Source organism: Thioclava sp. (genome assembly GCF_048263065.1).
GTDB lineage: Bacteria > Pseudomonadota > Alphaproteobacteria > Rhodobacterales > Rhodobacteraceae > Thioclava.
This window is the reverse complement of record NZ_JBLXEM010000020.1, coordinates 1-11,718: the sequence shown is the minus strand read 5'-3', so window position 1 is coordinate 11,718 and position 11,718 is coordinate 1. Positions and strand designations below refer to the sequence as shown.

Genomic DNA, 11,718 nt, shown 5'->3' with positions numbered 1-11,718 from the left:
CATGACCGTCCTCCTTTGTGGATCATCGCAGACCCACCTTGGCACATCGATGCCGTCGGAGGGCGGTTACATCATCAACGCCAAATCAATGCAAGACGCGAAACTTAACGGACAGCTTGATGTAATCAACTGCATACACGCCGTTTGTCCCGATTGTTGCCGCATCAGGTCTCCGTTGCAGAACGTCTTGAGCCATCACTCCTTCGAACTGCGTCGAAAGCCCATGATAGCGATAGCGATGGCATTGCCAAGTTGTTGTGGCGTGTTTTTAAAAGGTCGCCTTGACCGATTTCAAGCCACCATCTTGGCGGCATAGTCGGCCCAGAGGCAGAAAGCATCTGCTCTTGCATGACGGTATGAAGTTGCTGAGATGCGGTAGCGGCGAGGGCGGAAGATGTTGTTGATCTGGTCATGTGCGGCCAGGAAGCGTTGCGCCTGTCTGGGCGACTTGAACCGGCCCATGATCTTTTCTCGTCGTTGCGTCGGCCTGTGACTGCCTTCAATTCTGTTGTTAAGGCCCTTGTGAGCGCGGTGATCGGCGTCCGGTGCCTGATGCGCAATCGGCTTGATGTAGCTGCGTAGCTTGTCAGTTATGACGACCCTCGGCTTACCAAGTTGCGTGATAAGCCTCGCTAGAAAGCGCCTTGCAGCTTTGGCATTTCGGCGTGTCTGAACCAAAATATCGAGCACGTCGCCGTTGGCATCTAATGCGCGCCAGAGCCAATGCTTCCCGCCGTTGATCGAGATCACAACCTCATCGAGGTGCCACTTGTTGTTAGGCTGTGGCCGGTCGCGGCGGATGCAACTGGCAAAATGAGCCCCAAAACGATTGACCCAGAAACGGGTAGTTTCGCGGCTTACAATCACGCCACGCCTGGCAAGCAAATCCTCAACATCCGCCGTGCTCATCGCGAACCGATGGTAAGCCCAGGCCGCGTAGGAGATGATTTCACGCGGAAGACGAAAGTCAATCCGGCGCGGCATTGTGCTCGGTATTTTCATGCGCCACCCTATAGCCAAACCAGCAGGGCTGAACAACTTGGCAATGCCCGATCAACAACTTGGCAATAACAACCAACACAATGCAGTTGCGGTTTACGTTGTGTAGGGCGAATTGAAGGTTTGCCGGAAGTAGTCATATATCAACTGCATCTGGGGCGAGAAACCGGCGTTCTTGCGCCACGCCAATCCGACGTCCATCGTCGGCACTGGCGTTTCGGTCAACACTGTGGCGATCCGTTTCCCTTCCAGGGACCAGGGCCGGTATACCATGTCCGACAAGATCGCGACGCCGTGACCGTTGGCCACCAGTGACCGGACGGCCTCGACCGACGATGTGCGCAGGGTGACACGTGGTTGGGCCCGCTGGTAACTCCAGTATTTCATTGCAGAATTCGCGGCCTCATCCACCGTCAGCATGATGTAATCTTCTTCGGCAATGTCTTCGAAGCTCGCCGTGCGGCGATGTGCAAGGCGGTGCGTGTTCGACACCCAAAGCCGCCGGGACGAACGCATCAGTGTTTCACTGTCCAGTGCGGGGTTGGCGATATTTGAGGTCAGCAAAATCGCTATATCGAATCGATCCGCCAGAAGCCCTTCTTCGATGCTGTCGCGGTTTTGCTCAAACAGACGGATGTCCAGATTGGGGTGCAACTGGCGCAACCGGTCCAGATGCGACGGCAGGAAATACCCGATCACTGTATAGCTTGCGGCGATGCGGATCGTGCCGGAAGTTTCCGAATTGCGGTGTCGCAGGCTTTGGGCCTCCTCCACCTTTGACAGGATAGCATAGGCCGACGTCAGCAAGTCGCGCCCGGCATGCGTCAGGTCCATGCCGTGATGCGTGCGCACAAACAGTTCAACCCCCAGCGAGGTTTCCAGTTCGCGGATCGCAGTTGTCACCGAGGATTGCGAGATAGACAGAGCCGAGGCCGCCCGGCTGACCTGACCGGTTTCGGCGGTCGCGACAAAATACTTCAGCTGACGAAAATTCAAGGTACGCGCTCCTTCAGAATGGATCCGAGTATTATCGGTTTTTCCGATAAATTAACCTCAAGATTCTGAAATTTACAAACATCAATCCTCGTCGCAAGCTTTCTCGTAGGAATATGAGGGATGTGTTTGATGCGTAAGATGGTCGATCTCAATTGCGACATGGGTGAAGGGTTCGGCCATTGGACCTATGGCGATGCGCCCGACGACGCACTGATGGAGATCATCAGTTCCGCCAACGTTGCCACCGGGTTTCACGCGGGGGATCCCAACTCGATGAACCGGCTTGCGGCACTGGCCAAGGCGCATGGTGTCGGGCTGGGCGCACATCCAGCCTATAAGGATTTGCAAGGGTTCGGGCGCCGCCGCATCGATGCTGCCACTGATGAGCTGGTTAACGATATCCTTTATCAGATCGGCGCATTGCGTGAATTTGGCCGCCGTCACGATGTGGCCCTAAGCCATGTGAAGCCGCATGGCGCCCTTTATATGGAGGCCGCGTGCAACGAGGAACTGTCGCGCCATCTGGTGGAAACGCTCCAGCAGACCAGCCCCGATTTGATCCTGTTCTGCATGGGCGCATCCATGACCTACGAAGTTGCAAAGCGCCTGTCACAACCGGTGGTGCGCGAATTCTATTCCGACCGCGATTATGGCGATGACGGGATGATCGTGTTTACCCGCAAACCGGCGGCGATGGATCCCGATACCATTGCGCGGAAATGTCTGCGCGCCTGCGTGGACGGTCAAGTCGAAACTGCCAGTGGCAAGGTTATCGACGTGGCCTTTGAATCGATCTGCGTGCATTCTGACACGCCCGGCGCGGTGCAAATCCTCAGCGCCATTCGAAAAATACTGAACGATAACGACATTTCGATCGCGTCTGCCAGGGACGTACTGGCGCTGGCCAACGATAACTAGGATCTTCCAAGGAGAAACGACACATGGCTGACATCCAATCCCCGGTTCCTGGCACTTTCTATCACCGCCCCTCGCCCGAAGATGCTGTTTTCAAGTCCGAAGGCGACAGTGTCGCCGTTGGTGATACCATCGGCCTTGTCGAGGTAATGAAATCCTTCATCGAGGTGCAGGCCGAAGAGGCAGGCACGTTCGCAGGTTATTCGGCCGAGGACGAAGCCGCCGTATCGGCCGGTGACGTTCTGGCGACGTTGAAGTGAAATGAGTATTCAACGGCTCTTTATCGCGAACCGGGGCGAAATCGCCGTGCGCATCGTGCGCGCCGCGAAATCCCTGGGGATTCATACCATTCAGGCCCATTCCGAGGCGGATGCCGACATGCTGGCCGTGCGCATGGCGGATGAGGCGGTTTGCATTGGCCCGCCGCAGGCTGCGAAATCCTATCTGGACATTGATGCGGTGGTGAAGGCCGCCCGCGATGCGGGTGCCGATGCGGTGCATCCAGGCTATGGTTTTCTTGCCGAAAGCCCGGCTTTTGCCCGCTCCGTGACCGAGGCCGGAATGATCTTTGTCGGCCCATCTGCCGACACGATTCAAAGCATGGGTGACAAGGTATCGGCCCGACAGGTCGCCGAGGCAGCGGGCGTGCCGGTGGTTCCCGGCTCGGACGGCAGGGTGGACGACATGGATGTGGCCGCCCGACTGGCCGCGACTATCGGCTTTCCGGTAATGATCAAAGCCAGCGCGGGGGGCGGTGGACGCGGCATTCGCATCGCCGAGACCGCCGAAGACCTGTTGAAGCTGACCCCGCAGGCCCGACAAGAGGCGCAGGCCGCGTTTGGCGACGGTGGCATTTATATCGAAAAGGTCATCCGCCAGCCGCGCCATATCGAGGTGCAGATACTGGGTGACGGCACCCGCGCCGTGCATTGTTTTGAGCGCGAATGCTCGCTTCAGCGCCGCCGCCAGAAGGTGTGGGAGGAAGCGCCCGCTTTTGATCTGCCCGAAGCGACGCGGCAGGCGATGTGTAAAAGAGCCGTCGATCTGGCCGAAGCCGTGGGATATCGTGGGGCCGGGACGGTCGAGTATCTCTATGATCAGCAGGCGGACGCCTATTATTTCATCGAGATGAACACCCGCATTCAGGTTGAACACCCCGTCACCGAGATGATCACCGGTCTGGATCTGGTTGCCCTGATGATCCGCGTCGCGAGCGGTGAACCTCTGCCGCTTGCTCAGGATGATATCCACCTGACCGGCTATGCCATCGAAGTGCGATTGAACGCCGAAGATCCGCATAAGAAGTTCATGCCATTTCCGGGCAAGGTTGGTGCGCTTGACCTGCCCGAATCCGATGGCGTTCGTGTCGATCACTTCCTTTACGAAGGCTATCAGATCCCGCCATTCTATGACTCGCTTATTGGCAAGCTGATCGTTCACGGGGACACCCGCGAACAGGCTATCGACAAAATGCAATCCGCGCTGGACGGCATCAAGATTGACGGCCTGAAAACCACCATCCCGCTGCATAAGGCGCTGGCACGCTCGGACGACGTGCGCGCCGGTCGCATCCATACCCAGTGGCTTGAGCCGTGGCTGGATGCGGGCAATCTCAACGACCAGACAGGAGGAGCATCGTGAAGACACGGTATTCATACGGCGGCGACGAGCATATCTTTGTCGAGATGGACGAAGAAATGTCGCTGGACGCATTCTTCAAATCCCTCGCGATGAGCAACGCCACCCGCGACGCCAACATCAATGGCATCCGCGAGATTTGCCCCGCCAACGCGTCCTTTCAGGTGCGTTATGACCCCGAAGTGATCGCGCCCGAGGATATGATGGCCAAGCTGAAAGAGCTGGAAAAGAAGGCCGAGAACGCGGAAAAGCGACTGAACACGCGCATTGTCGAAGTGCCCGTCTACTATCAGGATCCGTGGACGCATGATTGTGTGATGCGGTTTCGCGAGCGGCATCAGGATCCTTCTGGCACCGATCTGGATTACGCCGCGCGCATCAATGGCTACGACAGTGTCGAGGCCTTTATCGAGGCGCATCACTCGGCCCCTTGGTTCGTGTCGATGGTCGGTTTCGTGTCGGGTTTGCCGTTTCTTTATCAGTTGGTCGAACGCGACAAGCAGATCGAGGTGCCGAAATACCTTAAACCGCGCACCGACACGCCAAAGCAGACCGTCGGATACGGTGGCTGTTTCTCCTGCGTCTATTCCGTGCGCGGCGCGGGCGGCTATCAGATGTTTGGTATCACACCGTTGACCATCTTTGATGCCGACCAGAAGGTCAGCTATCTCAAGGACTTCATGGTGTTCTTCAAGCCCGGCGATATCGTCAAGTGGAAGCCGATCGACCGCGAAGAATACGACCGTATTCTCAAGGGGGTCGAAGACGGCACATACCAACCACGCATCGCCAATGTCACCTTTGATCTGGAAGATTTCAACGGCGATATGGCAGGCACCAACGCCAAGCTGATGGAGGCTCTCAATGACGTTTGAAGTTGCCAAACCCGGCCTTTTGACCACCATTCAGGATCTGGGGCGTCCGGGTTATTTCCACCTTGGAATCCCAGAAGGCGGAGCGATGGATCGTGCGGCGATGCGTGTCGCCAACATGCTGGTCGGCAACCCCGAGGATGCCGCCGGTCTGGAAGCCGTGTTCATGGGCCCCGAGCTTAAGTTCAACGATGATACATTGGTCGCCGTGTGCGGTGCGCAGATGCCTATCCTTGTCGATGGCCAGCCGCGCGACAGTTGGTCGTCCTTCATGGTCAAGGCAGGCCAGACGTTGAAATTCGGCTTTCTGAAATCCGGCGCACGCATCTACATTGCGATGGCGGGCGGTATCGACACGCCCCCTGCGCTTGGCAGTCGGTCAACCTATCCCATCGGTGCCTTGGGTGGTTTTGAAGGTCGCGCACTTGCGGCTGGCGATACTGTTCCTGTCGCTCAGGCAGGGGGCCAGACACAAGAACGCACGCTGGATCAATCCCTGCTGGCGGTATTGCCGAACCCAGTGGAACTGCGCGTGCTGCCCGGCCTATACTGGCACCGGTTGACCGAAAAATCGCAAGAACAGTTTTTTGCGGATGAATGGAAAGTCGCACCCGAGGCGGATCGCATGGGGTATCGTTTCCGCGGCGGCACGGCGATGGAATTCGTTGAGCGTGAGCAACCTTTCGGTGCCGGGTCGGACCCGTCAAACATCGTCGACGGCTGCTATTCCTATGGCTCGATTCAGGTGCCTGGTGGAACGGAACCTATCGTCCTGCATCGCGACGCGGTCTCGGGCGGAGGGTATTTCACCGTCGGTGCGATCATCTCGGCGGATATGGATATGATCGGGCAGTTGCAGCCCAACACGCCCGTTCGTTTTGTGCAGGTCGATATGGATCAGGCCCTGACGGCGCGCCGCGAGCGCCACGAGCGTTTAGAAAAAATCCGCAAATCCCTGTCCTGACAGGGGTTTGCACCCACTCAGCGCGCGGCCAGACCCGCCAACCAAGTTGCGGGGAAAATAAGGAGCCTAAAAAATTACGTCGCACGCCCCCAAACGACCCCGCGCTGCCTAAGATTTGCCTGAAAAATCGTAGGTTTCAGGTCAGCCGGCCATAGCCTGACAATTTACTTGGGCCGATTGAGCCAGACGGACTACGCTAGACTGTCAAAGTCGAAAAGCCAAAGAGACGGAGGGCTGCGTTTGTGCGCTATTCAAGTCGAAAATGGCCGCTTACCACCAATAATCCGGCCTGATCCGTCAGGATAGTGGGAAAAAAGCGTCGGCAAGGGCCGAGTCGGTATGGAGCGCGCTCCACGGCGGCTAACCCGTAGAAATGCCTAAAAACTATAATAATAAATGAACTAGGAGGTTCACAATGAAGAAACTGTTTTCCAGAGTGTCCATGTCTGCGTTGGCCGTTGCATCAATGGCAACGATGGCATCTGCAGAAGGCCCGCTGTGGCCTTTCGACGTGGTCAATGTCGCCGATGGCACTGTCGAGATCACCCCGTACACCGGATTGGAAAAGGCCGAAAAGCCGTGGCATATCTGCGTTCTGTTCCCGCATATGAAGGACAGCTACTGGGTTGGCGTGAACTATGGCATCGTTGATCAGGCGCGCAAGCTGGGCGTCAAGGCGACAATCCTTGAGGCCGGTGGATACACCGAAGCGGCCAAGCAAGTATCGCAGTATAACGACTGTCTGGCGTTGGGCGTGGATGCGATCGTAATCGCCGCGATTTCCGAAGCCGGTCTTGCCAAAAGCATGTCCGAAGGGAAAGAAAAAGGCATCGTGCAGGTTGGCGTGATCAACCCGATGAGCGATGTCGCGGATGCCCGGATCTTTGCAAATTATGATGACGCTGCCGAAGCAGGGGCGAAGTTCCTTGTCGAAATGACGGGCGACACCCCGATGCGCATGGTCCATTTTCCCGGCCCGCAAGGCTCGGGTTGGGCAGAAGCATCGACCGAAGGTGTCGAACGTGCAATCGAGGGCAGCAACATCGAACTGCTTGAGGCCAAGTACGGCGACACCGGCAAAAGCATCCAGCTGCGGCTGGTCGAAGATGCGTTGCAGGCCTATGGCGATGTGAACATCGTCTACGGCACTGCTGTGACCGCCGAAGTCGCCGCACAAGCGCTGGAAGAAGCCGGAAACGAAGATGCTCTCGTTGCGGCATATTACTCCAACGAAGGCATGGTCGATCTGGTGCGTTCGGGTGTGGTGACCGCCACTGTCACCGAGTCCCCGGTGATGGAGGCCCGCATCGCGATGGACATGGCCGTGCGCATCCTTGAGGGCAAAGAGCACCTGTCGAACCTGCGGCCCTCCATGACGGTCGTGACCAAGGACAACATCGACGATATCGACCTGACGCGCGCCTTCGCGCCGACGGATTTCGATCCGGTGTATTCGGTCGAGTAAGGGTCGATGAACGCAACATCAACTGGTCCGGGCGTAGTTACTACGCCCGGCAACCCCTTGGTCGAGATTTCGCATCTGGATAAATCCTATGGCGCCTTCAAGGCGCTAGAGGACATGCAATTTGAATTGCGCCCCGGCGAGGTTCATGTGCTGTTCGGTGAAAACGGCGCGGGCAAATCGACACTGATCCAGATCATCTGTGGCGTGCAGAATTATGACAGTGGTGAGTATCGCCTTTTTGGCGAGGCACTGACCGGGCTGACCCCCGCCATGGCGCATGAAAAAGGGGTCAGCATCGTTTTTCAGGAGTTTAGCCTGATCCCCGACATGACGGTCGAGGAAAACCTGTTTCTCGGGCACGAGATGACGGGCGGTTGGCGGCTGGCAAAATCGGCGATGCGCGCAAAGGTGCAATCGGTGCTGAACCGGCTTGGATTCAACCTTGATCCCGCTGCGCGCATCAGCTCGTTACGGCGGGCGCATCAGCAAATGGTCGAAATCGCCAAGGCGCTGCTTTGGGATTGCCGTGTTCTTATTCTTGACGAGCCGACCGCATCCCTGACAGATCAAGAAGCGGCGCAGCTTTTTGATATTATCGAACAACTGCGCGACGAAGGGCTGGGCATCATTTATGTTTCGCACCGGATGCCGGAAATCACGCGGCTGGCGGACCGGATCACGGTGCTGCGCGATGGCAAATACATCGCAACGGTGAACCAGTGCGATACCTCGGAAAAGGAACTTGTCCAGCTGATGACGGGACGGTCCTTCGAGAACTTTTTTCCACATATCGAGCGCACCCCGGGCGAGACGGTTCTGACGTTTGACGACGTGACGTTGCAAAGTGGTCTTGCTGAAAACCTGAGTTTCGAAGTGCGCCGTGGTGAGGTACTGGGATTTGCCGGGCTCGCAGGCTGTGGCAAGTCGGAAGTGCTGCGCGCGGCCTTCGGGTTAGAGCGCATTGCAACCGGTCGGATCACTGCAAATGGCGTCGTGCTGGAGAAACACAACCCACGCAAGGCCCTGAGCAACCGGATATGTTATTTCCCTTCGGATCGTTCAACCGAGGGGCTGGCGATGCATCAAAGCCTGACGTTCAACAGCACCATCGCCGCGCTGGACGATCCAGTATTTTCGCGCGGCAAAACCCTTTTGAACCGGCGCGCCGAGCGCGGGTTTGCCGAAAAGATGATCGATAAGCTGAAGATCCGCACTCCCGGCCTGATGGCCAAGGCCGATCAACTGTCGGGTGGCAACAAGCAAAAGCTGATGATCGCGCGCGGGCTGTCACGGGAATTTGACGTGTTCTTGTTCGATGAACCGACCGTCGGGGTGGATATTCAGGCCAAACTGGAAATCTATGATGTGATCAAGTCTTTGACCGAAGAAGGCAAAGCGGTGGTGATCGCGTCCTCCGAACTGGCCGAGGTGATGCACATGTCGCATCGCGTCCTCGTCATGCGCGAAGGGCACATCGTCGGTGAACTGGACGGAGAGGACGTCACGGAAAACGCCGTGCTGTCGCATTTCTTCGATCACGAAAGCAAAAGCCATGCAGAGGAACACCACGCACCATGACGGCAATAGCTGCAAGTCAACAAAGCCGCCTCGGCAGGGTTATGAAGGTCATCGGGATTCTGCCGGTGGTCCTGATTGTAACCTGCGTCCTGCTGGCCCTGTACGAACCGCGGTTCCTGCGGCCCTCCAACCTGATCAACGTGCTGCGCAATGCATCCTTTCTGGCGATCATTTCCGCCGGTCAGATGCTGGTCATTATCGTTGGCGGCTTTGATATTTCGGTCGGGGCCATCGTGGCATTGACCAGTGTCAGTTCTGCGCTTTCTATGGCCGGGTTGACCTCGATGGGTGTCGAAAGCGCGCCGATGATCGTCTTTCTGGGCTGTCTGGGCGGGTTGATCCCCGCGTTGATCGTGGGCGTTGCCAACGGGTTTTTCGTCAGCGTGATGAAAATTTCGCCGTTCATGGTGACCATCGGCACCATGACGATGGCCGCCGGGATCGCCGGATATGTGACCGGCGGCACGCCGATCTATGATATGCCCGAGCTGTTCACCCGTGAGATCGGGCGCGGCAGACTCATGGAACTGCCCTATGTCGTCTATGCGGCGGTCATCGTGCTGATGATCCTGTGGTATATGCAGACCCAGACCCGGCTGGGCCGGTATTTCTATGCCGTTGGCGGCAATGAAAAGGCGTCGCGCCTGTCGGGGTTGAACACGCGCAAATATATCTGGCTGGCCTATATCCTCAGCGCCCTTTTGGCGGGGATTGTCGGGATATTCCTGACGGCGCGCGTCGGATCCGGCGAAGCGACGCTTGGCAGCAACCTTATGCTGGAAAGCATTTCGGTGGCTGTCATCGGTGGTGTTGCCCTGAAAGGTGGCGTTGGTCGTATCCAGATGGTCGCGCTTAGCGCGATTTTCCTGTCCGTCCTGAGTAATGGGATGAGCCTAGCACGGATCGACAGCAAGTATCATATCATCATCATCGGTCTGGTCATCATTATCGCTGTCGCCGCCGAAAGTTATCGTGAAAATCGGAGAAGCGGGCATGTCTGAGCAAACCCAAACATCCGGCCTCGATTTGCGCGCCTTGGGGCCGCATCTGTTGTTACCGCTGGCGATCGTTGCCGTGGTCGCAGTCTTTGCGATGCTGCAACCGGCGATGTTGTCGGGGGACAACATTGTCAACATAATGAAGCAGTCCTCGCTGTTCTTTTTCGTCGCCTGTGCGCAGCTGGTTGTGATCATCACGCGGGGTTTTGATCTGTCGGTCGGGGCCACGGTGTCTTTGGTGTCGGTGGCGTCCTCGATGGTGATGACCGCGCTAATTCCGTCGCTTGGTGACGGGTTGGGCATCTTTGCCGGGGTTGTCATCGGTCTGCTGATCGGCGCGGCCATTGGCGCGGTTAACGGTCTGTTGGTTGCCTATGGTCGGATCAATCCGTTTGTCGTCACCCTGGCGACCATGAGTATCTTTACCGGGGTCGCAACGACGATTTCAGGGGGCTTCCCTATTTTCAATCTGCCCGATGCCTTTACCTTTGCGTTCAACCAGATGACGATCCTGCTGTTGCCCATTCCGCTGATCATCGCAGGGCTTGTTGCTTATGGTCTGCATTTCACGCTGACGCGCACGGTACACGGTCGCGTGTTGTATGTGCTGGGTGACAGCAACGAAGTGGCCCACGTCGGTGGGCGTCGCGTCAAGGAACACCTGTTCCTTGCCTATGTTACCAGTGGCGTTCTGGCGTCGATTGCCGGGCTGTTGATGACCGCGCAAACCGGGTCGGGCGAACCGAATCTGGGCACGTCGCTTGTTCTCAGCAGTATTGCGGCGGCGGTCATCGGGGGGGCGTCTTTGCGCGGCGGCACCGGCGGTATCTCGGCGCCGGTCTATGGGTCGCTGCTGATCGTGTGCCTGTCGATCGGCATGAACCTGCAACAGATCAATGGATCGCTTCAACCGGTGGTGGTTGGGGCAATCTTGGTGTTTGGGGCCGCGCTGGATGCGTATCGGACCAAAGTGCGCTAGGGCGCAAACGAGGGCTGGCGCATCAGGGCGCATACACCGGGCCTTGAATGTGGTATCGTGAACGATGCGGCGTCCGGCAGTTAAACAGGGCGCAAACGCAAGGCTGGGAATGGCGGGCGTGCATCAAGGCCAAACAATTATGCGTATTTCACCAAGTATTCCGCGCGCCGTCGAAAGAGAGTGAAGTGTATCGACAGGTGAGGAATCGGCCAGAGTTTTCGCCTCGACAGGAGAGAGGGGGGTGCGGACAAAAACTTGGACTGTTTTCACGGCATAAGGCCGAGGCTTTTACGGTATTCGATTGGGCTTCTGCC

Annotated in this window: 11 protein-coding genes; 9 read left to right on the top strand and 2 right to left on the bottom strand. The window is 57.4% G+C overall.

All coding sequences use genetic code 11. From position 1 onward, the window contains the following. Positions 1 to 291: 291 nt before the first annotated feature. Positions 292 to 1,002 carry an IS6 family transposase gene (locus ACN0SD_RS16370; protein ID WP_417809298.1) on the bottom strand — a complete coding sequence of 237 codons (711 nt, stop codon included), beginning with the start codon at positions 1,000 to 1,002 and terminating at the stop codon, positions 292 to 294. A gap of 93 nt (positions 1,003 to 1,095) precedes the next feature. Next, positions 1,096 to 1,995, bottom strand: a complete 900-nt coding sequence (locus ACN0SD_RS16365; protein ID WP_417809297.1) for a LysR family transcriptional regulator — start codon at positions 1,993 to 1,995, stop codon at positions 1,096 to 1,098. 129 nt (positions 1,996 to 2,124) lie between these two features. On the opposite strand from ACN0SD_RS16365, the gene ACN0SD_RS16360 reads away from it, so the two are divergent. From ACN0SD_RS16360 to ACN0SD_RS16320, 9 genes are all read left to right on the top strand, one after another. Then, positions 2,125 to 2,913, top strand: a complete 789-nt coding sequence (locus ACN0SD_RS16360; RefSeq protein WP_417809296.1) for a 5-oxoprolinase subunit PxpA — start codon at positions 2,125 to 2,127, stop codon at positions 2,911 to 2,913. Positions 2,914 to 2,936: 23 nt separating this feature from the next. Then, on the top strand, positions 2,937 to 3,170 hold the full coding sequence (locus ACN0SD_RS16355; RefSeq protein WP_417809295.1) for an acetyl-CoA carboxylase: 234 nt from the start codon (positions 2,937 to 2,939) through the stop codon (positions 3,168 to 3,170). 1 nt (position 3,171) lies between these two features. Continuing rightward, entirely contained in the window at positions 3,172 to 4,551 is a 1,380-nt protein-coding gene (locus ACN0SD_RS16350; protein WP_417809294.1) for an acetyl-CoA carboxylase biotin carboxylase subunit, read from the top strand. Beyond that, a complete protein-coding gene (locus ACN0SD_RS16345) occupies positions 4,548 to 5,423 on the top strand; it encodes a 5-oxoprolinase subunit B family protein (protein ID WP_417809293.1) in 876 nt (291 codons plus the stop codon). Before ACN0SD_RS16350 ends, ACN0SD_RS16345 begins: the two co-directional genes overlap by 4 nt. Continuing rightward, positions 5,413 to 6,384: a biotin-dependent carboxyltransferase family protein gene (locus ACN0SD_RS16340; RefSeq protein WP_417809292.1), complete on the top strand. Its 972-nt coding sequence runs from the start codon at positions 5,413 to 5,415 to the stop codon at positions 6,382 to 6,384. Before ACN0SD_RS16345 ends, ACN0SD_RS16340 begins: the two co-directional genes overlap by 11 nt. 415 nt (positions 6,385 to 6,799) lie before the next feature. Further along, positions 6,800 to 7,849 carry a TMAO reductase system periplasmic protein TorT gene (gene torT / locus ACN0SD_RS16335; RefSeq protein ID WP_417809291.1) on the top strand — a complete coding sequence of 350 codons (1,050 nt, stop codon included), beginning with the start codon at positions 6,800 to 6,802 and terminating at the stop codon, positions 7,847 to 7,849. Between the two features lie 6 nt (positions 7,850 to 7,855). After that, positions 7,856 to 9,427, top strand: a complete 1,572-nt coding sequence (locus ACN0SD_RS16330) for a sugar ABC transporter ATP-binding protein (RefSeq protein WP_417809290.1) — start codon at positions 7,856 to 7,858, stop codon at positions 9,425 to 9,427. A gap of 41 nt (positions 9,428 to 9,468) precedes the next feature. Next, positions 9,469 to 10,428, top strand: coding sequence for an ABC transporter permease (locus tag ACN0SD_RS16325; RefSeq protein ID WP_417809289.1), 960 nt, complete (start codon positions 9,469 to 9,471; stop codon positions 10,426 to 10,428). After that, on the top strand, positions 10,421 to 11,404 hold the full coding sequence (locus ACN0SD_RS16320; protein WP_417809288.1) for an ABC transporter permease: 984 nt from the start codon (positions 10,421 to 10,423) through the stop codon (positions 11,402 to 11,404). Before ACN0SD_RS16325 ends, ACN0SD_RS16320 begins: the two co-directional genes overlap by 8 nt. Positions 11,405 to 11,718: the final 314 nt, after the last annotated feature.